The following is a 24679-nucleotide window of genomic DNA, read 5'->3' as shown; positions in this document are numbered from 1 at the left end:
CAACGATTAAAAATAAGCAAGAAATAATTAAAATGCAACTTAGTTGCATTTTAATTAACATGATTTTTCTACAACTTAACACTTACAGAGATTTTAAAATTAAAAGGAGTCCCTTCTGTATAATACCCATTACCTTCATAAATATCTCCGGTCAAAATGTATCTTTTATTGGTAAGATTATCCAATAATAATTGAGTAGTTATTTTTCCTTTGGTATATGCAATAGCCCCATCAAGCTTGGTGTAATCCGGCAAAAATGTGCCAACTGTATTGGTGGCTCTTTTTATAATTGAAGTATGCCCCATGCTTATACTAAGGCCACGAATGGTACTTGCAGGAAAAGAATAACGCACCCAACTGTTAATTAATTCTCTTGGCGAAAAAGAAGAAAGCTGTCCAACAATAGCAGGATTTGTATCTTTGGTTATAGTAGCTTTGGTATATGCATAATTTGCTGATACAGCAATATCTTTGGTTATATTACCCAAAATATCTATCTCTACACCTTTACTAATAACCTGTCCCAGTTGTTTGTTAAACAATGGATCGGCAGGATCTTGAGTAACCATATTATTTCTGGAAATATGAAAAGCAGTAACCGAGGTAGATAATAAACCATCAAACCAGTTTTTTTTGATTCCTAGTTCTTTATCCTGACCACGTATTGGTTTAAAAGGATTACCTTGCTTATCCTGGCCATTTCGGGGCATAAAACTTTCATCATAAAGAGCAAATACAGCAGTGTTTTTATCTAGCAAATAACTCATACCAACTCTGGGGGTAAAAGCATCCTGATCAAATGTGGTTACATCGGTATCAAAAATAGTTTTATTTTTGTTATGAGTATATCGCCCTCCAAAGTCTATGCTCAATTTTTTACCTATTTTAACATTGTTGTAAAGATATACTGCTAAAAAATTGTTGTTGGATCTGTAATTTTGAAAAGCTTCCTGATCCAAAAGTTCATTTCGGTCTAACCCGTATTGAAGGTTATTTATATCAAAAGGAAATGATTTTTTGCCAAAAGTTTGGTAAAGAGAATCTTTAGATATGATATATTCGGTTCCAACCAGTATATGGTTTTTTATTTTTTTTCCGGTGTTGAACTTACCATTTACAAAAAATTGAGTAGATAGGGTTTTGTCATTGGTAAAAGATTTCCAGGCAAGCCTGTTTGTTTTTCCGTTTTCATCAAATCCTACAGCATTATAGGTTTCTTCAGATAAAAGAGACCATGTTTCGGCAGGAGTTTTAGAATAAGAAGATTGATGGGTCATTTTCCAGTTGTCATTAAACTCATGTTTGAAAACAATTCTGGCATTTTGCGCTTTAGAGGTAGAGTTGGGTAATCCCGGATCTGCCAGATAATTAGCCCTTCTGTCATCGGTTAATAATTTATCTACAGCAAAAAATTTGGTAAAAGTAGACCCGGAAACAGCAGTTTGGTTATTTAAAACATATTCAGCCAGAACAGAAGTGTTTTTAGTAAAATTATATTGCACAACAGGAGCAATAATATATTTACGACTCTCCATAATATCTACAAAATATTGTTGGTAATTGTAGGCGGTATTAAAGCGATAAGAGAATCCTTTTTCTTTTATACGAGACCCCACATCGATAGAAGCTCTGTAAAAATTGTAGCTGCCTCCCGTAAATGAAGCATTTAAAATTTTAGAATTTCCGGGGGTTTTTGTCACGACATTAATTTTTCCCCCGGCTTCTCCTGCAGACCCTAAAAAACCAGCGGGGCCTTTAATAAATTCTATTCGGTCTATTACAGCTTCATCATCTTGTGATCCTCTATAATCACCGCTGGGAAGCCCATTCCTAAATATCCCATTAAGGGTAAACCCCCTTAAATATAAATTTCCTGCACCATCAAAAACATCATTGTTCAGACCAAAGTATACCCCACTTGCATTACGGGCAGCATCTCGCAGAACAAACACCCCTTGTTCTTTTAAAAGAGAAGAAGATACACTAACAATGTTTTGGGGGATCTCTATCAATGGAGCACCTATTTTTAAGGTGTTAGAAATAGTGTCATTTTTTATTTTTCGTTTATTTTGAGTAACCAATACCTCTGGTAATTCAACTGTTTTTTTTGGATCATCTTTATCTTGCTGAGGTGCTTGTCCCCACAATTGCAATGTGGTCGCTATAGTCAATACGACTATTAAAAAGGGCTTGTTCATTGTTTAATTATTAAATATTTATTTGAATTGTATGTTACGTATTGTTTTAGTAAGATTATAATGAGGGCAAGTACAATAAATCCCACAGCACTCATTACAATTTTGGTATGTTGTTTTTGAAATGTGTGCACATGATATTCAGGCATTGTTAAATAATCATTTATCTGTAGTTTTTTATTCTTAAAGATGAAATGGTATATAAATTTTTTCCATTTTTTCTGAAATGATATTGTAGATTCTTCAAAATATGTATAGCTCGTGTAATCAGTATTCCCAATTTGATTAAGAGTTTTTTGCATTTTTAAAGTAGGGATAAATTCAGAAAGCTCAGACATTAGTTTTTTTCTTTCACTTTCTCTGTTTTTATGTATTTTGGCTATGGGAGCGAGTTGTTGTTCGAGCGCATCATAATAAGTCACAAAATGCTTGGCACTATATTTTATAGTATCCTCAGGGTTTTTTGTTTTATACTCGGGATAATGGTTATAAAATTTTTCAAGAAGTACTTTAGGCTCAAGATCCCAAACACTTTCTTCTATTTTTCGTTTTTCAGAAGCCATATCAGCTTTTATCCCTACAGGGTAAGAAATGTCGATATAAATAGTTAAAAGAGAAGGAATAATGATACTTAGCAACAACCACAATCCTATCATGTACAAAGATGTCACAACAGAATTTTTTTGAAAAGAAATAAGCAAATAACATATAGCGAACCAAAAAAACAAATAACAAGTCACAGTTAATTGCCAGAATAATAAATCCATAATTGAAACAGGAAAGCTTGCAGGAGAGCTATATGCAGCAATTATATTAAGTATATAAGTAAGTATTAAAATAATTAAAGCTCTAAAAAGCAGCTTATAGAATATAATTTTTTGAAGGCGGTTGCTTTGTAATTTAAGCAGGGTAAATGTTCCTTGCTCTTTTTCTTCAGAAATTATGTTATGGCATAAAACGATCATGAGCAAAGGAATCAAATAGATAATAACAAAGGATAAATCAAAATTACCAGCGGCTAGTATTTCTGGGTTCGAAATATCGGCTTCAAAAAAAAGCAAATAATTATCCTTTGTAGAAATTTCTTTATAAAAAGGATATACATCTCTATGACCAATAGCCATTGATGAAAAAGTATTGGGATAAAATGTAGCGAACGGTTTGATTAAATATTCTGTCCAACCTGGTTGAATTACTTTATTGTATAAAGCTTTGCCTGTAGTTGTAGTAGTATCGGTATTAAAATAACCTATAGTAGTTTCTACTTGCTTTTTGTACACATTTTCTAAATCGTGAATGACCAGAATTTGTTTTTTTGTAACACCGTAGCCATAATAAATACTATAGCTTCCCAAAGCTATAAAAAATATAAGAAGTAAGATATTTAGTCGGGTTCGGGTTAACTTTTTCCATTCAAACAAAAAAACAGCTTTCATATTTTTAAAAGATATTTTTTTTTCGAATACTTATTTCTACAGTTAGTATTAGTAGCACCAACCAATAAAAAAAAGATATAAATACCAGATATTGTTTGTCAAATACAAACCTTACAGAAGTAGGGTTATAACTAAATTGTTTCATGTTTTTTAAAAATGTAGTGTTTACAATATGTTCTTGATTTTTTTGGAATTTGGTAAGCTCTGCATTTAATGTTCTTACAAAATCATCACGATATCTTCTGGCCTTTTTATGAAAATTGTGATGGTGGTATAAATCAGTTTCAGCAAAAGCCATAGAAGATTGTTGTATAGAGATATACGGGGTAAAAAAAGAAGCTAATTTATACAGGTACTTTTGTTGCTCCATTTGGTTTGTAACAGGAGCAGATCTGTATTGGTATACTTTGCTGTTATAATCTTCTGAAGCTTGTAATAGTATACCATCTATGTTTACCGGTAAAAGAGAAATGCTGTCTACGTCATATTGAGCAAGTAATTTGGCTTCAATTTTTTCTTTACGTTCCTTATAAGTACCATCCTTATTTATTCCAAAAGAAAAATCATGATCTATTTGTTCCTGAAATTTGTGATAGGATATAAGGGAATATTGTGTTGTAGCAATACCAGCAATAAGTTTAGGGAAAACAATGCACAAAAGAATCCATATACAAAGAAGCGATAATAAAGAATCCTTGGAAGTTTTGGTTCTATAAGAAATAAGAACACAAATACTGGCGATTATAAAAAAGTAAAAACTATATACTATTATAAATAATATAGATTTTAAGAGGATATCATAGTTGGATATACCAGTAATCAAAGCACATATAAAAACAGGTAAAACTATTAAAGTGATAATAAAATAATTACCAAAAATTTTTCCCCATAACAAAGAACGATGCTGTAATCCCTGAGCAAAAAGAATTTTAAGAGTCCCGGCTTCTCTTTCTTTGGATATAGAAGAAAAAGAAATAAAAATTAGTAATAACGGTATCAATAATTGTAAAACAGTGCTGGTAGAAAGTTCTCCAAAACGGAGGATTGTAATAGTATCCGGAGGATTGGCAAAGTTCATTTCTGATTGCTTATGCGCTTCTACTCTGTATGTAGACCCGCTATAGTTGTTTACCCCAGGATCATACAAACTTAAAGGAGCAAAAGGTTTGAATATGTATGTTCCAAAATGAGCAGCAGAGTGCGGGTTTCGGTCTTTTTGAGCCAACTCATTACGAAATAACTCTTTGGCATCCTCTTGTTGCTGTTTTATGTTTTGATAATTTTTTAATCCGTTAATAATAGAAACACTTAGGATACTCCAGGTAATTATACACAATAAAATAAAAACCTGATTGCCAAAAGCCTGTCTAATCTCTTTTTTTGCTATGATAAGCCACATATTGTTTTTATAAAATAGTTTCTAAGTATAGTTCCTGTAACTCATTTGCATTGATATTGCCATTAGATAACTCATGAACCAAACAACCACGGCGCATAATACCTATCCTGGTTCCTATGTTTACCGCGTTTAAAAGATCGTGAGTTGCAATTAAAACAGCTTTACCTTGGCTACTCAGGTTTTTTACCAACTCTGTAAATTCGTTTATAGCTATAGGATCTAAGCCAGATGTAGGCTCATCCATTAGTAAAGCATCTGCATTTTTGGCAATAGCAATGGCGATTCCAACTTTTTGGCGCATTCCCTTAGAGTACAGCCCTAAGCGTTTGTAAAAAGCATCGGTTGGTAATCCTACAGATAAAAGAAAATTTTCAAGCTCCTCTTTAGAATATGTAAAACCTGCCAGCTTGCTAAAAAAGTCCAGATTTTCTATACTGGTCAAATTGCTGTACAGCATAACCACTTCTGGGATATAAGCTAAAAATTTTTTAGTCGTTTTATCATTTTGTTGAACCAAAACCCCGTTTACAAGTACTTTACCTTCAGAGGGAGGTATAAAGCCTAAAAAAAGGTTAATAGTAGTCGTTTTTCCTGCTCCGTTTTGACCAAGAAGACAAAAAATATCCCCTCGGTTTACAATCAGGTTTAAATTATCTAAAGCAATATGGTTCTGATATTTTTTTGTTAAGTTAATAGCTTGTAACATGAGTTTGTAGAGTTATAGGTTAAGCTTGTAAAATGTTTGAATATTCAAAATATAGATAAGCATTGCTTAAATATTACATATCTGTTTATCTCCTGTAAAAAAGAGAACAATTACAGGAAAATAAAAAAGCAATGAAATATGTATATCTCATCGCAAAACAATATGTTTACTATAAAGGAGGGCTGTTTGCCAAAGGAAAAAGAAGAAGTCGAAACGTATATACAGCGTCAACTAAGTTTGAGGTATAAGAAATTCTATTTTTTGGAATATTCTCTATTATAATTAAATCAGAAAGTAAATAAGTGATTTTTCTGTTTACTATAAAATCACATAGTATACAATCCGGGGTAGAAGAATGTAGTTCCAGATCATTTGAGATCAGATTGGTATTAATATTAGAATGCTTAGTTGTAAGATGATGAACCCCTTCAGTTATTGGATAGATCAAAAGAACCAATAACAGAGACCATGCCAGTAATGGCAATCTGATATCTGAAGAGAAAGGTTTTATATTTTCCATCTTGTTGCACCAAAGTTGCAAAAAATAACAACAAACTACATTATTTTATCATTTATTTAACGCATATTTTTATATATATACAGTCTCAAATAAAAAAGGACTATAAGATTTTATTAATTTTTTTATAGATATATTGGTGTCGTTTATAGGTAAAAAAATGTAGTTTGGGAGATAAGTTTATAATCACAAAAAATGTTTATTATTTTCAAAACTTTCTAAAAAAAACACTAAATTTTCAAGAAAAATATGCGGAATATAGTTTACTTAACACTAATCATGGTTATCGCCGTGGGCTGTAAAAAAGATATAAATAAAAATAAGGTATCGGTACAGGAAACCAAAAAAACACCAGTATTCGAATTAGTTCCTGAAACATACAGCACAGTACATTTTAAAAATACAGTCGAAGAAACCCTGTATTTTAATTTTCTTAACTATTCATATATCTATAATGGAGGAGGAGTAGGAGTTGGAGACATTAATAACGATGGGTTAGAAGATATATATTTCAGTTCAAACCAAGGCACAAACGCTTTGTATCTTAACAAAGGAGGCTTTATTTTTGAAGATATTACCGCAAAAGCAGGGGTAACAGATGCAGAGGGCTGGTCAACAGGGGTTTCTGTAATCGATATTAATACCGATGGCTGGTTAGATATTTATGTATGCAAATCAGGGTCTTTACAAGATAGTGCTAAAAGAAAAAACAAACTGTATATCAACCAAAAAGATGGTACTTTTTTAGAACAAGCAAGCCAATACGGACTGGCTTCCAGTGCATTTTCAACACAAGCATACTATTTGGATTTTGATAAAGATGGGGATATAGATATTTATTTGGTAAACCACAGACCGGATTTTAACAATAATGTTAGGATAGACCCTAATATACAAACAGATTACCAGCCAGATAGTACCGATCAACTTTTTGAAAACCAAGACGGAAAATATATAGATATTACTCAAAAAGCAGGTGTTTTAAACAAAGCCTGGGGACTAAGTGCCTCTATAGGGGATTTTAATAATGATAATTGGCCGGATATATACGTAGCAAATGATTTTCTGGAGCCGGATTTTCTATACATCAATAATCAAGACGGAACATTTACCAATACAATTCTCCATACTTTAGACCACATTTCAGCCAATAGTATGGGATCTGACTACGCAGACGTAAATAATGACTTAAAGCCGGATTTAATTGTTTTGGATATGGTAGCAGAAGACCATAAAAGAAGTAAAGAAAATATGGCAACGATGAGTACAGAAAACTTCAATCTTTTGGTAGATGCCGGTTACCACCATCAATATATGTCTAATATGTTACAACTTAATCTGGGTAATGGAGTGTATAGCGAAATAGGACTATTGGCAGGAATAGCAAAAACAGACTGGAGCTGGGCACCCGTATTGGCAGATTTTAATAACGATGGATATAAAGATCTTTTTGTTACGAATGGTATTTTGCATGACCTTTCTAATCAGGATTTTAGAAATAAAATGAAGACAAATATCTTAAATCTTAAAAAAGTAACTTTAGAAGAGGCTATAAATATGATGCCTTCTGCAAAGCTAAGCAATAAGATGTTTGTAAATAATAAAGACCTGACCTTTACCTCGGTTACAGAACAATGGGGACTAGAACAAAAAGTAAACTCTAATGGAGTAGCCTATGCAGATTTTGATAATGATGGAGACTTAGATCTGGTATTAAACAATCAAATGGATACCGCCGGTATCTATAAAAATAATCAAAAAGATACCAATTATATATCGATCAAACTTTTAGGGGAAGATAAAAACCCTGATGCCATAGGAGCAAATGTAAAAGTATATACAAAAGATGCACAGCAATCCAGAGATATGTATATGGTAAGAGGATTTCAATCCTCGGTTACCCAGAGGCTGCATTTTGGATTAGGAAATATAACCACTATAGATAGTATTTTGGTAGAATGGCCACAAGGAAAATCCAGTACTCTTAAAAATATAGAAAGTAACCAATTACTCACGATACACGAAAAAGAAAGCAATTTAAACGTAAAAAAAGAGGAAAAAGAAAAGGAAATAGCATTGCTTATCGATGCAGCAAAGTTTGGTATCGATTATAAAAACAAAGAGCAGGAGTTCGAGGATTATAAGCTACAGTTATTACTACCACAAAAACAAAGTGAAAAAGGAAAAGCCCTTGTTGTAGGAGATGTAAATAACGATGGAAAAGATGATTTTTTTGTAGGAAATGCTAAAGGAGCGCCTTCAGCTTTGTATATTCAAAATAACGATGGAAGTTTTAGAGCTTCGAGCACCCTGGTTTTTCAACAAGATAAAGAGTTTGAAGATAATCATGCCTTATTTTTTGATATGGACCAGGATGGAGATCAGGATTTGTATGTAGCCAGTGGTAGTTACGAAGACAAAGAAAATAGCAACTGGCTTTTAGACAGGATTTATGAAAATGACGGAAAAGGAAACTTTACAAAAAGTAAAGCTTTACCAAATATAAAATCTGTATCTACAACCGTTACCGTATCCGATTTTGATAAGGATGGGGATCTCGATCTTTTTGTTGGGGGTGGTGTACAACCAGGCAAATACCCATTATCTTACCCTTCTTATTTCTTAAAAAATGAATCCGGAAAATTTATAGAAGCAACCAAAGAAATCTCTAGTGGGACAGAAGAGTTACAAATGGTAAACGATGCAATTTTTTCAGATTATGATAAAGACGGGGATGAAGATCTTTTGGTAGTAGGAGAGTGGATGCCGATTACTATTTTGGATAACCATCAAGGTAAATTTACCAAAAAAGAAAGCGAAGTATTACAACATACCTCCGGATGGTATTTTACCATAAAAGCTACAGATATAGATAAAGATGGTGATACCGACTATTTATTAGGTAACATAGGAGAAAATACCAAGTACCACCCCAAAAAAGAGAAACCACTGCATATTTATGCTAAAGACTTTGATAATAGCAATAGTCTGGATATCATACTAAGCAAAGAATCTAAAACAGGATTGTTGCTGCCCGTACGAGGAAAAGAGTGCTCCTCTGAACAAATACCATTATTAAAAAATAAATTTAAAACTTATGGAGAGTTTGCAAACGCATCCCTGTCAGATATTTATGGAGATCAGGATTTGCGGGAAGCTACCCATTACACAGCAACCGATTTTAGCAGTGTACTATTAATAAATAATGGTAAAGGAGATTTTACTATCGAAGCATTGCCCATAGAAGCACAATTTGGACCCACCACAGATTTTGTTATCTCAGATTTTAACCAGGATGGTACAGAAGATATATTAGGTATAGGTTCCTTATACGAAGCCGAAGTAGAAACCATACGGTATGATGCCAATAAAGGATATTTTTTGTATAAAAATAAAGAAGCATCTGGCTTTTCTGCAACATTAGCCGCATTACAAGGAGTGCAAATAAAAGCAGCAGAAAGTATTGTTATCCAGGATAAAAAATATACGCTTTTTTTATGTAAAAATGAAGGACTTAAGTTATTGCAATAAAATATAACAGCTATTTTTATATAGCAAAGCAGCTTCTCAATAGTTCTGTTGAGATCGAAATGTAATTGCAAACAGCATTGCTTACAGTTTTTCGATTCCGTTTAGGATATTCTTTTTGTCATCCCATTGCATACCGGGATCCATGATCTAATGTTTAGATGTCACATAGGGCTTGAAGAGCAATTTCTTATGTAATACGATTTACGAAATTCTCATCCGTAAACCGTATTACTACTACAAAAAAATGATAATAAAAGGAACAGGTATAAACAGAAAAGTCGGTTCGAGTGTTTTTTACAAAGTGCAGTGAACTAAAAAATATATCGAGAACCAACTTAGAATAAGAACTTTTTTGATAAATACATTTTACTAAAAACCTGAGTTCGATGTAAGAAAATTTACGTCAGTCAGGAGCGATTTTTGATAGAAAATTGTACTTCGGCAAAACTCAGCAGAACTATCGAAGACAAGTAAATTTTCAAGCAAAAGCCTTGTCATCTTGAGCTTGTCGAAAAAGCGATACAACTTTTCTTCGTTACCCATATTAAAGGCAGCCTGTAAAAATCTACTTAAAAATCAAGTTTAAAAACTTATACAAGCCCTGTTTAATCCACATTGTGGAGTTTAATTCTCCGAGGCTTGCCTCGAAAACAAAATATAATTTCGGAAGCATACCTCGTGAGCTTCCTCCCAATGTCATTAAATTAAGAGTTTAAACTATTGATTTAGATTTTGTTAAGTGGATTTTTACCTGTGCCCGAATGACAAAATAACCAAAACACAATGCCTTCTGCTTGTCATCCTAGCTCTTCAGCAAGTTCAGGATAAACTAAAGGCTGGAATCCATAATGGAAATAAAGGAGTATTTTGCTTTTACAGATATTTAATTCTCAAAAAGATACAGCTTAACTTAATGACATAGAGCTTGCTCCGAGGTTATGGATTAGTACAGTAATAGAAAATAAAAACTTTTAGAAGCTTATACTTTAAAGGTTGATTTAGCTGAGCAAGTAAAAAATCTTATAGGATAAGTCCTTATTTTTGAATATATTAACACTGTATTAATAATTTAAAACTAAAAATATGGAAATAATTGTAACGATTATTATTGGTGCAGTAGCAGGTTGGCTGGGTAGTACCATTTACAAAGGTGGAGGTCTTGGCCTTATCGGAAATATTATAGTTGGGGTTGTTGGTAGTTTTGTAGGGTACTGGCTTTTAGGACAATTAGGTATTAATTTAGGTACCGGTTGGCTGGGAGCAATTCTTACAGGTGCTATAGGAGCAATACTAATCCTGTTTTTGATTAATTTGATATTTAAAAAACGCTAAACAAAACATAACAAACTATACAAAAAAGCTACTAATTTGGTAGCTTTTTGTGTATCTGGTATTTGATCCACATTGTGGAGTTTAATTCTCCAGGGCTTGCCTCGAAAACAAAATATATTTTCGGAACCTGAGTTCGGTGTAAGAAAATTTACGTGAGTCAGAGTGATTTTAGATAGAAAATTGTACTTCAGCAAAGCTCAGCAGAACTACCGAAGACAAATAAATTTTAAACCAAAAGCCTTGTCATCTTGAGCTTGTCGAAAGAGCAATACAATTTTTCTTCGTTACCCTATGAAAAATCACTTCATTTGACGGCTTTTTTAAACCAAATTTTTAGAAACTCACGTTCGGAAGCATACCTCGTGAGCTTGCTCTGCTGCGGTTATGGATTGAAATTTTGATATATCGTATTATTTTATAAAAAGATACTATCATCGTTTAGAGTAATTATAGTATTTTTAAATAAAAATAAAACCACTAGTCAACGTGTGATATGCATTTACAAACCATTGTAATTGGTAAGTGTGTTTTATATTGTCGTCGATAATAATTATAAATGAACATTTTCCGATTTAAGAAAAAACGAGAATACTCCTCAAAGGATATTTTAAAGCAACTCGACAAGTGCGCAGATGATTTTACGTTTCCAATGTTGGATAATGGGTATGTTTATCCTGTTCATTCTAAGCTGAGTGCATATCGTGACGAAAAACGATGGGCTTTAATAATCGAAGTAATCGGATTCAATTATCGTGGAGGTGGACATAACGGAATTTCAAATTGTTTACACATTTTCGGAAATTGTATTGAAACAAAACCTGGGACTGATAACGACAATTTCTTGTATCTAACTGATAATAGTTCCGAACATTCGACTTTTGACGAGGAATATCTGGAAAGTTTGAATCCCAAAGCTAAAACAATGCTTTTGAGAAATAAAAAAATTACTATTAATCATAATCGTCAATTCTACTTAAAAAAAGGAATTGAACTTGTAGAAAATGACAAAATTTTCGTTTGGGAATTTTTAAGAGGTTTAGGACCAGAATACAATAAAGAATTTGAGGCGACTGAAAAAGAAATCAGAGAACGAATTCCAACGGACTTGCCAAAAATTATGGAATTAACGGAATGGAATCATCCAGACTGTGCTGATTCAGAAATTCCAAGCAAAAATCAAACTTTTAAGCAAATCGCCAAGGTCTTAGAAACTGGAGAAGTGGAATACTACAAACCAACTAAAAAGCCAAATAATCATTGGGAAAATTGGGCTGATGGTGGAACATTGTAAAAAAGTACTTATATTTTGTTTAGTTGTCTCAATGGTGAAATTAAAGAAACAGTCGTATAAAACTATTTTGATATTGCTGTATTTTTTAAGTATTATTTTTATAGAGATAAGTACCAGTTTAGCTCTTATGGGCGGATTCTTAGGAGATACGTAATTTTTATATTAAATCATTTGAAACACATTAAATCTATAAAACGAGTATTATTTGCATCAATAATTTTGATGCTTATTGGTTTTATTTTTCGCGGTACGATCTATAGGAAAGTCGTAAAATATAAACCTCTTCAACAAAGATCAGGTTACATAGTTCAAGATGATGATCTTATAAATTATATTGAAGTAAATAGTCAAAAAAAAACAATTAAAGTTGAGGAGATAATTAAAATAGGGTTGTTTCTAACATCAAAAAAATTAAGGTTTACCTATTCTAAAAATCACAATAACCCTAATGAGTTAATCAAATCAAAAACTGCAAATTGTATCGGTTATGCTTCCTTTTTTTCTTCTGTTTGCAATTATCTTTTTAAAAAGTATGGTTTTAATGATTGGGTTGCAAAACCATATAAAGGATTGATTTATTTTTTTGGAAAAAATTTACATTTATATTTTAATAGCCCATTTTTCAAAGATCACGATTTTGTAATTATTGAAAACACAATAACAGGGCAAAGCTTTGCGGTTGATCCATCAATTAATGATTATCTATTTATCGACTTGGTAGAAAAATTCTAAGGGGGGGTGCCTTTGCATATAAGAGTTGAAATAAAAACAACCCTTGCAATTACTATTTAGGGGTTAAATAATTAGCTTTACGATTTTTTTGAAACACATAACCAACAGAAAAATGAAAAAACGATTAATAATTCTATCAGGACTGTTACTTCTTGTTGCAGGTGGGTTTGGACTTTGGAAGCTTAACAAAGACTTTTTACTTTTATGGAACAGTAATTCAATATATGTAACAGCTAGCAGCCCTTTGGTTGTAGATAAGGTCAAAATTGAATTTGGAATCGGTGTAAATACTATAAATCGCTCTACAGACAGTGATTTATTTAGTCATAGAAAAAAATATACAGTTGTTTATGACGGTAAAGCAAAAGATAGGATGATAAATGATTATGGAGAAAATGATTTCCTGATCACTTATAATAATGAATACTATTTTTCATTTCGCCAGTTTAAATTTAACCGCAGGCATCAGCACAACTATAATTTTCACTTTTTTCAGAAGGATACAATACTATTTATTCGTGCAGACATTCAAGGGCAAGATGCAATGAAATTTGAAAGACCAATGCTTAAAATAAATTTAGCGGATAAATATAGATGCAATGTACCCGTTGACAATGCAGGAGTTATTTATAATATGATAGAACTGGTTGACCCAGATAGAAAATGAAAAACGATCATATAACAACAAATTTATGATCATATCTAATTAAGAATTAATCGAATGAATCTGGTATGTTTGCTTTAGCGCAAAGCTTAGAGCTAAAAGATATGGAATTAGTACAAAGTGGTCGATGACATGGTGAAATTTTACTCTGCCACGACACATCGTAAAAAAAAGAAAGAAAGTAGTAATTGAAAAATCTAAAATTAATGGAGATAATACAAAAAAAGGCACCAACAATATTCTGGATTTTAATTCCAATTATCTTACTGGTTTCTTTTCTGGATAGAAATCAAACTATGGATATAAATATTTATGACACTTATCTTATAATTGAAAATTTTGAATTAGGAATATTAGCTTCTATATTTTTTTGCATAATAGGGTTAATATACTGGTTATTAGAAAAGCTTGGCCATAAAACAATTAGATGGATGTCATTTATGCATATAATATTAACAACTAGTGGCGTATTATGGATTGTTTTCTCAAATTATATATTTAAAATAGGTGAATATAGCACAGATAGTGATTACACATATTTCGATAGTTTATTAGTAGCAAATATGGTCTTAACCATTTCTTTAATCATTGTAATAATAAGTCAATTTTTGTTACTAATAAATTGTGTAATCGGTATAGTGAAAAAATAATACACATCTAAGCTATATTTGTAATAATTATCCTATAAAAAACTAATTAAGCAAATAAAAAAACGATAGATCTTTTAAACAGATCTACCGTTTTTTTATCTATAGTAAAGTATTACTTATTATTTACAATATACCACAGTTTGCCCATATTGAAAATGAATAGGGTTATGAGACGGATCTTCTTTAAACATGTATAAATCCTTAGGTGCTTTCTCAAAAAGCAGGATAATATCTGAACCACCAAACTTAAATTTACCAAACTCCTGACCTTTAGGGACCGTTTTTCCTTTAAGTTGTTCATACATATCCACTCCCGATACCTGGCACATCCCGATAGGTATAATAGCCACTTTTCCTACATCTGCACCCGCATCTACAATTACAATACCACGCGCTTGTGTAAATTCATACCCATCTGTAGCACTGTCAGGAGCATCCCATTGCCCATCATCCGTTAAATTAACCGATAAATATACTTTTCCCGGCACAGCCTTTATCTCTAATACTTTACCACTAACCGAGGTATGAAAACGATGGTAATCAAACGGACTTAAGAAATAGTGTATAAAAGTTCCGCCATAAAAATCTTTTGCATAACTACTGTTATCCAAAAGCTCATCTACAGTACCAATAGTATGAGTGTGTTTTAAAGTGATTTTGGTCTTTTCTCCTTCCACATCCAATACATTACCGTCTTTATCAATAGGATAATTTTCTTTAAAAGTACAATCTGCAGGAGATACAATAGTTTTATTGTTATCAGGCTCTGCAATAGGGCGTAAAGGGCTTATACCCGTTTTTGGATCTGCATTGTTAAACTCGCGGTAAAAGAAATTATTAAAAGTATGCCAGTTTTTTTCATTATCGGCATATAGCGGATAATTATACATAGGATCATATTTAAAAGAGTGCAAACTCTCTTTTGTTAACGACGGTTCGGTATCCAAAAAACTACCCCAGGCTTTTGCAAAATCCACTAACCAGGCAGCAAAACTCTCAAAACTTTGCATAGTGAGATTGGTACCCGGTATTTTTTGATCGATCAACCAGTAAAATTGACATAATAAATCATATACCTTTTGGTTGTACCCGTTTTGTTGCCCATTGCTTTTCCAGGCATTGGGATAATTAGGATCATTACTTTCGTTTGGTATTATACGAACATACAAATCCAAATAATCGTAGTATGCAGGGATAGTTACCGGCCAGCCATTTCCTTTAAATTCATTATTTATTGCCTGATAAAGATCCGGGTTTAAGTTCTTTTTTGCAGAGTCATTAGCAACTTTTAAAGAGGCTGATAAAGCAGCATGCATTTCGGGATGGTCCTTCAAAATTGTTTTTAATTTTTCTACAACCTCATTATGGGTATGGATACCCACATGTAATGTCTCTTTTTGTTCTAAAATAATAGTCTCTTCCATTGGTTAGGTTTTAAGTTTTTTTCTTACTCTGTTTACATTAGCTTTTCAGATTCCGCTATTTGTAATCCAAAAACAAAAGACAAAGGGTCTTGGCTCCTTGTTTTTTGACTACTACATAAAGTTAGAAAACAAAGCCGTAAAAAAATATTTCAGCCTATATCACAGCAATGCATAAAAAAGGATAAGAAACCTTATGGTTATATAAATTTTGTTTGCTTTTTATTATTTGAATAAGCTAAACCACTTCTTTGTATGACTTAAAACTACTGATTTTAAAGACCCCCCGCGCTGTTTTAATGCTCCCCGTTACCGGGATTATCAATTTTATACCGGGGATTATTATTTACTATCCGGGGAAGATCAAAGTAGAGCAGGGACTATCATTTTTATACCAGGTTATACCTTAATTGTGTCCGGAAGGATTATATAGTAGATATGATTTAATAAATTTTATAACACGTAGTTACTATAACTCCTTTGTGATCCTTCAAAATAATAGACAATAATTGTTTTTCCTCTTTTGCTTTAAAATAAAATGGTGGCGCTAATAAGTTTAAACCACTTTGCTTTTTTAGCCGCGTTCCCTGTCCGGAAATAATCTCTATATTGGGCATAAAATCCCCTTCAGGGATATGCTCTGTAACGATAACATATTTAAAACCAGTCAACCTGCTTATTATGCTTTCTACTTCGGCATTCGATAAATGTTGCAACACTTGTCTTAATAAAGCACAATCTCCAAAAGGCAGATCATCTGTAGCGATATCCAAACAATAAAATTCTAAATTTTCTTCATTAAATCTTTCTTTATTATACTCTATAAGCTCTGGTACTATATCCACCGCAATATATTTTTTGGTATACTTTACCAATTCTTTTCCTACATTAAAATCCCCGCAACCTAAATCACATACCACAAGAGGGTTTTTAAATGATGTTAAAAATGATGTTATAATATCAATATACGGATTAACTATTTCAGGATTATGAGATCCTGTACCCGAATAAAAATTAGATTGGTTATCGCCCCAAAGTTTCATTTCATAAACCTGTTTCATAGCATCTTTTGTTGGCCAGGGCTTTTTTGCCTTTCTAATTTTATTTTCTTTCTTGCTCATGGGGATTCTCTATCTTTCTGTACTAACTGTATAAAATATAATGATGTATATTCTGTCATAACATTATAAACAAACGTACAAATTATAGATAATAATAAATAGTATATAAAAAAAGAACGCACTTTTAATAATCAGTTCAAGGTTTGGTTAAAATGGATTTCTGATCTGCACCAGAACAATATGATGACTAAAAAAATGATTTTTGTTTGTCATTTTTGTGTAAACCGCATAATCAATCACAGAGAAGCGGTTTAACCTTACTTTCCATATTTATAAAAGAAATATGTGGTAATATTGTAGCAAAATAAAGGAAGATCATACATGACAAAAAATACAGTTTTAATAAATGGGGTCGAGATAGAGAAATCAATAATATCAAAATATCTATTAGAAAATAGAAAGTTGGAAGCAGTTAAATATATTTATGAAAATACAAAGGTAGGATTGTTGGAATCTAAAAATATCGTAGAGCTATTTCAAGCAGGGAATATAGATGATTACAGGTATCAAGAGGTGAAAAAACCATCATCCCTGATACAAAGAACCAAGCCCGTCGTAGGGTTTGGTCTGGTAAAAAAAATGGCTGTCATTTTTGGTATTATAGCTATCGCAATATTTTTGTTTTTATATAAATACATAGGATTTTAGCATATCCGGCATCACATAAAAAATATAATGAATAACGGATTGTCCAATATATCAACCTGTATAGTATGGGTAAAGAGCTGGAGGAGGAATAAATTATATACAATAAAATTAATTTGTCAACAAAAAATAATTTTAAGAATATGTATTGTGTATGCAGAATAAGCAGGTACTCATAATATACCATAGACTTGTTTAATACCCAAAACAAGGAGCAAGCTAATTTGTTGAGGGTAAAATAGCAAAAAACAATATATATCGCTGTACTATGTTTAAAAAGATAAAGTTTTATAAAAGGGCGCTTTTTTGCTGTATAAAGCTCATTAATATATATTATGAAAAACACAACAGTTTTAGCAATTGCTATAGTATTTATAAGCACATTTTGCTACGCACAAAATACATATTTCTATTCGCAACCAAAAATACTTGCAGATGGTTGGGGAACCAACAATTTAAAATCGCAAAAGGTTGACACAACGCGCATATATCAATTGTTTAACCAAATACAGAATGGGAAAAATAAAATCCATAGTGCTTTATGGATAAAAAACAATCAAATTATTATCGAAGAATACTTTAACGGATACTCTGTAGATCAGCAACAAGATCTTCGTTCTGCTACAAAAAGCATAAGATCAATTTTAATGGGGATTGCAATCGATAAAGGATTTATAGATAATATCAACGACCCAATATCAAAATATCTTAACCCCCTGGTCCCCCAAAAAAATCCGGACAAAAGAAAAGAAAAAATTACAATCAAAGACTTATTAACAATGTCTGGTGGATTTGATTGTAATGATTGGGACAAAACATCAAAAGGGCAAGAAGATAAAGTATATAGAAAAAAAGACTGGCTTCAGTATACGTTGGATCTGCCAATGGTAAATGAACCCGGAGCAGTCTCAAACTATTGCTCTATGGGCGTAGTTTTAATAGCAGAAATAATAAGTAGAGCCTCAGGAATGACGATCGATAAATTTGCAGAACAGCATCTGTTCGATCCACTGGGGATTGTTAATATAAGTTGGGGACATACCTCTAATAAAAAAGTTATACCATCAGGTAAAAGGCTTTATATGACCCCCCGGGATATGGCCAAAATAGGCCAATTAGTACTTGACAAAGGAAAATGGAAAGAAAAACAAGTTGTATCTCAAAAATGGATAGAAGAATCCACCACGCCAAAAACAAAAATTACAGGAATTGATTATGGCTATTTGTGGTGGGATATTCCGTTTATGGTAAATAAAAAAAAGATGACCGCCAAAACAGCAACAGGAAACGGGGGACAATACATCATGGTTTTTCCAGAGCTAGATGCAGTAGCTGTTTTTACAGGAGGAGCATACAATTCAGAAGAAGATAAATTGCCTTTTGCGATAATGAAAGATATATTTTTACCATCATTTGAAACAAATCAATAACAAAACAAAAAAATAATTATACTTTACGTATTCCGGTTATACTATTTTAGCTTTAGAATTTACCACAATAAAATTTTATTTTCTGTCTATGTTTCAAAGTTAAAATGGTGTTATACTAAGCGGGTTGTTGAAATTAGCAGAACATTGAAGAGGCTCAAAAAAAATAAAAATAGTTTTTGCTCCTTATACATACCAAAAATCCCTCTGCACTTGTGCTTCTATTCGTGCAGGGGGATTTTAACAATCAAAAACTATTTTCACACATAATTCTATTTTTGAAAACCTGAAATAACAGATAATTCAAAATAATAAAGTTTCCAAGCCAGAGTCCCTAACATACACATTAGGGGGATTAATAAAAAATCATGTCTTTATCTACCGTATGGTAATCTACCTCAGAAGCTTTTCTGTATTTTAGTTCAACAGTATTCCAATCGGTAGCCCAACCTTTTGCAATATTATTTAAGTATATAATTTTAAGTTTATGCTTTCCTTTTTGTAAGGCTATTGAGTTTTCTTTTGGGTGTTTTTTTAACGCGTCTTTATAATCAATAATTAAGTGATCTGCTATCCATACCTGATCTTGGCGGCTGGAAAAATAGTATACACCATCCTCTGGGATTTCTACATAACCATTTAGAATAACCGCTTTAAAATTATCTTCTTTTACCTCGTGCCCCCAGTGATAAGTAGTATTAGAATCTTCGATAGCTTTAATAGTAGCAGTATTGGTTATAGCATTGGTTGGAATATCATCAATACTATTAAAATATCCTTTGATTTCTTTTGAAACCAATCCGGCAGAAAGTCTTTTTGTAGAAGCAGAAGGAACAAGCTTTTCTTTAGTAACCATTAGGTTTCTAATACTGCTCATTTTACCATTTTGCAAAACAGAGGCTATTCGTAAATCTGTGGTTTCTGTAAAACGTAAAGGGGTTTCGTATACGGTGCTCGTAATAGTTGGATTTGTTCCATCTGTAGTATATACCATTTTTACAGGATGAGTTGTAGAAAAAGGTACGGTAATACTATCTGTAAATACTATTCTGTTAGCGGTAGGCCCTTCCGGAAGCGGTATGTGATAATTAGCAGTATGGTAATCCAGTACCGTATAAACATCGTTTAATCTGTTTAAAAAATCATTAAAATTTTTATTCTCTGTTGTTGTCCAGGTAGTTTCGGCCAAAGCTATAATACGAGGGTATAATAAATATTCGATAGTTTCTTCTGTATAGGTGTATTCTGTCCATATATTTCCTTGAGCCCCAAGAATATGTTTTTTCTTATTTTCTTCAATTTCTTTAGGAACAGGGTCATACATATATATTTTTTCTAAAGGAATATACCCTCCAAAAGCTAATGGTTCTACTTTTGGATCCCCTTGGTAAAAGTTAAAGTAGCAATACTGCGAGGGGTTCATAATAACATCATGACCTTTATTGGCAGCATTAATACCTCCTTCTTCTCCTTGCCAGGACATAATACTTGTAGTAGGGGTGATGCCTCCTTCTAAAATCTCATCCCAACCAATCATCTTTTTTTGGTATTTTGACAGGATTTTTTCTACCCGGGCCATAAAATAGCTTTGAAGCCCTTTTTCATCTTTTAAGGCTTCCCTTTTTATTAGTTCCTGACATTCTACAGAGTTTTTCCATTGGTCTTTAGGGACTTCATCCCCTCCCATGTGGTAATATTCATAAGGAAAAAGGGCTGTCATTTCTGCAATAACGTCTTCAATAAAGGTATATGTTTCTTCTTTTGCGGCACATAATATACTGGATTCTACCCCCCATAAATTTCTTACCTCATATTTTTTTTCTTTACAAGAAAGTTCTGGATAGGATGCCAAAATAGCAGCTGCATGACCAGGAGTATCAAACTCAGGCACCACATCTATAAAACGATCCTTTGCATATTGTACAACTTCTTTTATTTCTTCTTGTGTATAATATCCCTGATGTACAGATCCATCGTCATTTTTTCGTATAGAGCCAACCGAAGTAAGCTTGGGATATTTTTTTATCTCTATTCTCCAACCTTGATCATCGGTTAAGTGCCAGTGAAATTTATTGATTTTAAAAAGAGACAATATATCTAATTGTTTTTTTATAAAATCAATAGAAAAAAAGTGTCTGGAAACATCCAGGTGCATTCCCCGCCAACCAAATCTTGGAGTATCTTCTATATCCAAAGCCTTAATTTGAACAGGTAATTGCATTTGGGATTCGTTGCCAGAATACACAGGTAAAAGTTGTATAAACGTTTGCATTCCATAAAACAACCCTCGATCTGTAGCAGCAATTATTTTTACATCTTCATTAGATATTGACAGGCGGTACTCTTCCTTATTTAAGGCAAGAGAAGTGTTTTTAATTAATTGAATACTATTCTTGTCATTTTTATAGGCATTTATAGTAAAAGAATGACCTGTATGAGCTTTTATTTTTTCTGCAAAAAAAGCAGCAATAGTTTTAGAAGATTCGTCTGTATAAGTAAACGAAGTGCTTTTATTGATTTCAAATCCCCCGGTTTTTTTACTTACTCTAAGTGGTTTAGGAGTAATATGAAGAGATTTATCTATTAATAAGGAAGTGTTTTCAGGACTTTTACAGGTTATAAAAATCAAGAAAAATATTGGAATAATTCGTAAATTCATTACTGACTTAGTTTTTGAAGAGTTCTATACTTGATGGTACGATCTACTATATGATCTATTGGTTTTTTTACAAAACTTTTTACCCGGTATCCTCTGTCATTTAACAATTTTTTTATGATGTCCTGAGAGTAATAGGCTACAGAACCAACAAAGTGTATAGGGTATTTAGATACTTCTTCTTTATATTGAAAAATATATGTATTTATAAATTTTAAGATACCTTTATGTAGAATATCTTCGATGTATTCATTTCTTCGATTTTTGAAGAGGAATTGAGCAAAACACGCTAAATATTTACTGGGGTTATCAATACTGTACAATTTGTCCAAAAGATGATCCAGTTCTATTTTGTAGTCGCTTTTAAATGAGATTGCCAAATCTATAGGCATTTTGCCCAAAAAATAATCTTTAAGTAGTATTTTTCCAAAATAATTACCACTTCCTTCATCTGCTAACAGATATCCCAGAGCAGGGAATTTTTGATCCACTTTTTCACCATCAAAATAACAACAATTTGTGCCGGTTCCCAGAATACAAACTATACCGGGTTTTTCGGTCGTAGCTTTTACAGCTCCTATTATGTCTTCTTCAACAGCAATGAGTTTTGCGTCTTTAAATATTGTTTGCAATACTATGTGTAGTCTTTTTTTGGTTTCTGTTTCCCCACATCCTGCACCATAAAAATACACTTCACTTATTAAGGGTGCTTTTTGCAGTATTATATCTGTTTTTTGCACAATATTTTGGATAGCATTATCAGAAAGTAAAATAGGGTTTATACCATCTGTTTTCGTTTTATAAATGGGTTGTCCTTTTTCTGTAACCAAAACCCAATCACATTTGGTAGAACCGCTATCTGCAAATAATATCATTAGCTATCGTTTATTAATTTTTTTTATATTGAAGAAACTTTTGTTTTAAAGTGTTTATAGAAAAAAAAGTTCTTAAAAAAGAATCCTTCCCTCAATTAAGATAGAATTGAGGGAGGATTTTTTTGAGGACAACTCTACATAACAAACAAAAACATATTTGTTTTAAAAAATGTATCTTTTAAAGGCTTCTATTGCTTCATAATCTGCAAGTCCAAGCTTATCGTACAACTCTGCTGTATTTCTGTTTCTTTCTCTGGCTCTTAACCAAAACTCTCTGGAATCTTCACCTTGAAACATAACCCTGTCTTTTTGGGATTGATGGTATAGGATCGCATTGGTTTTTTTACTTACTTCTAGAGGACTTAACGGTACTGCCATTTCGATTTCTGATACGTCCCATTCTTGCCAGGCACCTCTATAAAGCCATACCCAGCAATCTTTCATGTAAGTATTGTTTTTTTGGTTTTCTATGGCGGCAAAGATAGCGTCCAAACAAACTTTATGAGTTCCATGAGGATCAGCCAAATCTCCTGCAGCATATATTTGATGGGGTTTTATTTGGCTAATAATATCTTCGGTAATTTTTACATCTTCTTTCCCAAGAGGGTTTTTCTTTATTTTACCAGTTTCATAAAAAGGAAGATCTAAAAAATGTACTTTATCATCTGATAAGCCAAAATATCTGGTAGCTCCCAAAGACTCCATTCTTCTTATTAAACCTTTAATAGACCGTACTTCCGGGATATCAATATCTCCTTGGTTTTTAGATTTAAGAAAAGCAATTACTTTATCAAACGATCCTTCTTGACCAGATTGAAAACTTTTTGCTACTTCGGCAAATTTTAAAGCCTCATCATCTGTAACGGCAATGTTTCCTGAAGTTTGGTAAACTACGTGTACATCGTGACCCTGATCGATCAATCTTAAAAAAGTACCTCCCATGGATATTACATCATCATCTGGGTGCGGACTAAAAATCAGTACTCTTTTTTTGGCAGGTTCAGCTCTTTCAGGTCGGTTGGTATCATCTGCATTTGGTTTGCCACCAGGCCAACCAGTAATAGTGTGTTGCAGTTTATTAAAAATTTTGATATTCAGATCATAAGAGGATCCTTCAACAGCTAGCAAGCTGGACATTCCATTATCGTTATAATCTTTATCGGTAAGTTTTAAAATAGGCTTGTTTATTTCCTGACTTAACCAGGTAACAGCTTTAAATTTTAATTGCTCTTTCCATATACATTGATCTACCAGCCAAGGGGTTTTTATACGGGTAAGTTCTGAGGCAGCTTCATCATCCAGTATTATAGTAGTATTTTTATGTTGCTGTAAAAAAGAAGCAGGTATATTAGGCGTAATTTGTCCTTCAATTGTTAGCTTAACTACCGTAGCCTTTTTGTGCCCCCATGCCAGTAACAATACCCTTCTGGATTTCATGATGGTGCTAATTCCCATAGTCACTGCTTTTTTAGGAACATTTTCCATACCATTAAAATCAGAAGAAGCATCAGATCTTGTTACATGATCTAATGTTATGATTCGGGTACCAGAGTTTGGGTGAGATCCGGGCTCATTAAAACCAATGTGCCCTGTTCTTCCAATTCCCAGAAGTTGAAAATCAATGCCTCCATATTGCTTGATTTTCATTTCATAATCAATACAATATTGATCCATTTCTTCAATAGGAACAGTGCCATCAGGAATATTTATATTTTCTGGATTAATATCTATATGATCAAATAAATGTTGATGCATAAAGTGATAATAACTCTGCTGGTGTTCAATATCCATAGGATAATATTCATCCAGATTAAAGGTTACTACATTGCTAAAACTTAATTCTCCAGCCTTATGTAAACTTACAAGTTCTTCATATACTTTTATAGGAGAGGAGCCTGTTGCTAATCCTAGCACGCATGGGTTTCCTTCTTGTTGTTTTTGTTTGATTAGGGTTGCTATTTCATTAGCAACAAGTTTTGATGCTATCGATGAGTCAGGAAATATTTCGTTATGAATTTTCTCAAACTTCGATTTTTCAAATTGTCCTACCTGTTTATATTCAATTTCCTGAATCATTTTCT

18 protein-coding genes are annotated in these 24679 nt (G+C 32.5%); 8 read left to right on the top strand and 10 right to left on the bottom strand.

Translation table 11 applies throughout. From position 1 onward, the window contains the following. Positions 1-68 precede the first annotated feature (68 nt). The 5 genes from ACZIYX_RS14145 to ACZIYX_RS14125 form a co-directional block, all read right to left on the bottom strand. Positions 69-2198 carry a TonB-dependent siderophore receptor gene (locus ACZIYX_RS14145; protein WP_462682900.1) on the bottom strand — a complete coding sequence of 710 codons (2130 nt, stop codon included), beginning with the start codon at positions 2196-2198 and terminating at the stop codon, positions 69-71. Further along, positions 2195-3631 carry an ABC transporter permease subunit gene (locus ACZIYX_RS14140; RefSeq protein WP_462682899.1) on the bottom strand — a complete coding sequence of 479 codons (1437 nt, stop codon included), beginning with the start codon at positions 3629-3631 and terminating at the stop codon, positions 2195-2197. The genes ACZIYX_RS14145 and ACZIYX_RS14140 overlap by 4 nt, the downstream gene beginning before the upstream one ends. Positions 3632-3635: 4 nt before the next feature. Then, positions 3636-5030: an ABC transporter permease subunit gene (locus ACZIYX_RS14135; protein WP_462682898.1), complete on the bottom strand. Its 1395-nt coding sequence runs from the start codon at positions 5028-5030 to the stop codon at positions 3636-3638. A gap of 7 nt (positions 5031-5037) precedes the next feature. Then, positions 5038-5736 (bottom strand): ABC transporter ATP-binding protein, encoded by a 699-nt coding sequence (locus ACZIYX_RS14130; RefSeq protein ID WP_462682897.1) that lies wholly within the window; start codon positions 5734-5736, stop codon positions 5038-5040. A 169-nt stretch (positions 5737-5905) separates the two neighbouring features. Next, positions 5906-6256 carry a hypothetical protein gene (locus ACZIYX_RS14125; protein ID WP_462682896.1) on the bottom strand — a complete coding sequence of 117 codons (351 nt, stop codon included), beginning with the start codon at positions 6254-6256 and terminating at the stop codon, positions 5906-5908. A gap of 246 nt (positions 6257-6502) precedes the next feature. Here ACZIYX_RS14125 and ACZIYX_RS14120 point away from each other — a divergent pair, with 246 nt between their 5' ends. The 6 genes from ACZIYX_RS14120 (at position 6503) to ACZIYX_RS14095 (ending at position 14453) form a co-directional block, all read left to right on the top strand. Next, entirely contained in the window at positions 6503-9784 is a 3282-nt protein-coding gene (locus ACZIYX_RS14120; RefSeq protein WP_462682895.1) for a VCBS repeat-containing protein, read from the top strand. Between the two features lie 1083 nt (positions 9785-10867). Further along, positions 10868-11116, top strand: a complete 249-nt coding sequence (locus tag ACZIYX_RS14115) for a GlsB/YeaQ/YmgE family stress response membrane protein (RefSeq protein ID WP_462682894.1) — start codon at positions 10868-10870, stop codon at positions 11114-11116. A 556-nt stretch (positions 11117-11672) separates the two neighbouring features. After that, positions 11673-12407, top strand: a complete 735-nt coding sequence (locus tag ACZIYX_RS14110; RefSeq protein ID WP_462682893.1) for a DUF7003 family protein — start codon at positions 11673-11675, stop codon at positions 12405-12407. Positions 12408-12578: 171 nt separating this feature from the next. Then, a complete protein-coding gene (locus ACZIYX_RS14105) occupies positions 12579-13139 on the top strand; it encodes a hypothetical protein (protein ID WP_462682892.1) in 561 nt (186 codons plus the stop codon). 112 nt (positions 13140-13251) lie between these two features. Next, a complete protein-coding gene (locus ACZIYX_RS14100; RefSeq protein ID WP_462682891.1) occupies positions 13252-13806 on the top strand; it encodes a hypothetical protein in 555 nt (184 codons plus the stop codon). Between the two features lie 203 nt (positions 13807-14009). Further along, positions 14010-14453: a hypothetical protein gene (locus tag ACZIYX_RS14095; RefSeq protein ID WP_462682890.1), complete on the top strand. Its 444-nt coding sequence runs from the start codon at positions 14010-14012 to the stop codon at positions 14451-14453. A 119-nt stretch (positions 14454-14572) separates the two neighbouring features. Here ACZIYX_RS14095 and ACZIYX_RS14090 read toward each other — a convergent pair whose 3' ends face one another. Together ACZIYX_RS14090 and ACZIYX_RS14085 are read right to left on the bottom strand one after the other, a co-directional pair. Continuing rightward, positions 14573-15877 carry a phosphatidylserine decarboxylase gene (locus ACZIYX_RS14090; protein WP_462682889.1) on the bottom strand — a complete coding sequence of 435 codons (1305 nt, stop codon included), beginning with the start codon at positions 15875-15877 and terminating at the stop codon, positions 14573-14575. Between the two features lie 440 nt (positions 15878-16317). After that, on the bottom strand, positions 16318-16995 hold the full coding sequence (locus tag ACZIYX_RS14085) for a class I SAM-dependent methyltransferase (protein ID WP_462682888.1): 678 nt from the start codon (positions 16993-16995) through the stop codon (positions 16318-16320). A 321-nt stretch (positions 16996-17316) separates the two neighbouring features. Here ACZIYX_RS14085 and ACZIYX_RS14080 point away from each other — a divergent pair, with 321 nt between their 5' ends. Both ACZIYX_RS14080 and ACZIYX_RS14075 read left to right on the top strand, forming a co-directional pair. Then, positions 17317-17643, top strand: a complete 327-nt coding sequence (locus tag ACZIYX_RS14080) for a hypothetical protein (protein WP_462682887.1) — start codon at positions 17317-17319, stop codon at positions 17641-17643. A 332-nt stretch (positions 17644-17975) separates the two neighbouring features. Beyond that, the gene (locus tag ACZIYX_RS14075; protein WP_462682886.1) at positions 17976-19070 is read left to right on the top strand and encodes a serine hydrolase domain-containing protein; all 1095 of its coding nucleotides are present in this window, start codon (positions 17976-17978) and stop codon (positions 19068-19070) included. A gap of 352 nt (positions 19071-19422) precedes the next feature. Here the strand turns inward: ACZIYX_RS14075 and ACZIYX_RS14070 are convergent, their stop codons facing one another. The 3 genes from ACZIYX_RS14070 to nagB form a co-directional block, all read right to left on the bottom strand. Then, positions 19423-21726: a family 20 glycosylhydrolase gene (locus tag ACZIYX_RS14070; RefSeq protein ID WP_462682885.1), complete on the bottom strand. Its 2304-nt coding sequence runs from the start codon at positions 21724-21726 to the stop codon at positions 19423-19425. Further along, complete coding sequence (locus ACZIYX_RS14065; protein ID WP_462682884.1) at positions 21726-22598, bottom strand: BadF/BadG/BcrA/BcrD ATPase family protein; 873 nt, start codon at positions 22596-22598, stop codon at positions 21726-21728. The genes ACZIYX_RS14070 and ACZIYX_RS14065 overlap by 1 nt, the downstream gene beginning before the upstream one ends. A gap of 162 nt (positions 22599-22760) precedes the next feature. Continuing rightward, positions 22761-24674: a glucosamine-6-phosphate deaminase gene (gene nagB / locus ACZIYX_RS14060; RefSeq protein ID WP_462682917.1), complete on the bottom strand. Its 1914-nt coding sequence runs from the start codon at positions 24672-24674 to the stop codon at positions 22761-22763. Between the last annotated feature and the right edge of the window lie 5 nt (positions 24675-24679).

Source organism: Aquimarina sp. (assembly GCF_977115655.1).
The sequence above is the reverse complement of the archived record's forward strand: the minus strand, read 5'-3'. Positions and strand labels throughout refer to the sequence as shown.

Bases quoted from the DNA above. Each gene is read 5' to 3' on its own strand.
- ACZIYX_RS14135 (WP_462682898.1), bottom strand. From the start codon at position 5,030: ATGTGGCTTATCATAGCAAAAAAAGAGATTAGACAGGCTTTTGGCAAT.
- ACZIYX_RS14130 (WP_462682897.1), bottom strand. From the start codon at position 5,736: ATGTTACAAGCTATTAACTTAACAAAAAAATATCAGAACCATATTGCT.
- ACZIYX_RS14070 (WP_462682885.1), bottom strand. From the start codon at position 21,726: ATGAATTTACGAATTATTCCAATATTTTTCTTGATTTTTATAACCTGT.
- ACZIYX_RS14100 (WP_462682891.1), top strand. From the start codon at position 13,252: ATGAAAAAACGATTAATAATTCTATCAGGACTGTTACTTCTTGTTGCA.
- ACZIYX_RS14145 (WP_462682900.1), bottom strand. From the start codon at position 2,198: ATGAACAAGCCCTTTTTAATAGTCGTATTGACTATAGCGACCACATTG.
- ACZIYX_RS14090 (WP_462682889.1), bottom strand. From the start codon at position 15,877: ATGGAAGAGACTATTATTTTAGAACAAAAAGAGACATTACATGTGGGT.
- ACZIYX_RS14080 (WP_462682887.1), top strand. From the start codon at position 17,317: ATGACAAAAAATACAGTTTTAATAAATGGGGTCGAGATAGAGAAATCA.
- nagB (WP_462682917.1), bottom strand. From the start codon at position 24,674: ATGATTCAGGAAATTGAATATAAACAGGTAGGACAATTTGAAAAATCG.
- ACZIYX_RS14120 (WP_462682895.1), top strand. From the start codon at position 6,503: ATGCGGAATATAGTTTACTTAACACTAATCATGGTTATCGCCGTGGGC.
- ACZIYX_RS14140 (WP_462682899.1), bottom strand. From the start codon at position 3,631: ATGAAAGCTGTTTTTTTGTTTGAATGGAAAAAGTTAACCCGAACCCGA.
- ACZIYX_RS14115 (WP_462682894.1), top strand. From the start codon at position 10,868: ATGGAAATAATTGTAACGATTATTATTGGTGCAGTAGCAGGTTGGCTG.
- ACZIYX_RS14125 (WP_462682896.1), bottom strand. From the start codon at position 6,256: ATGGAAAATATAAAACCTTTCTCTTCAGATATCAGATTGCCATTACTG.
- ACZIYX_RS14095 (WP_462682890.1), top strand. From the start codon at position 14,010: ATGGAGATAATACAAAAAAAGGCACCAACAATATTCTGGATTTTAATT.
- ACZIYX_RS14085 (WP_462682888.1), bottom strand. From the start codon at position 16,995: ATGAGCAAGAAAGAAAATAAAATTAGAAAGGCAAAAAAGCCCTGGCCA.
- ACZIYX_RS14110 (WP_462682893.1), top strand. From the start codon at position 11,673: ATGAACATTTTCCGATTTAAGAAAAAACGAGAATACTCCTCAAAGGAT.
- ACZIYX_RS14075 (WP_462682886.1), top strand. From the start codon at position 17,976: ATGAAAAACACAACAGTTTTAGCAATTGCTATAGTATTTATAAGCACA.
- ACZIYX_RS14065 (WP_462682884.1), bottom strand. From the start codon at position 22,598: ATGATATTATTTGCAGATAGCGGTTCTACCAAATGTGATTGGGTTTTG.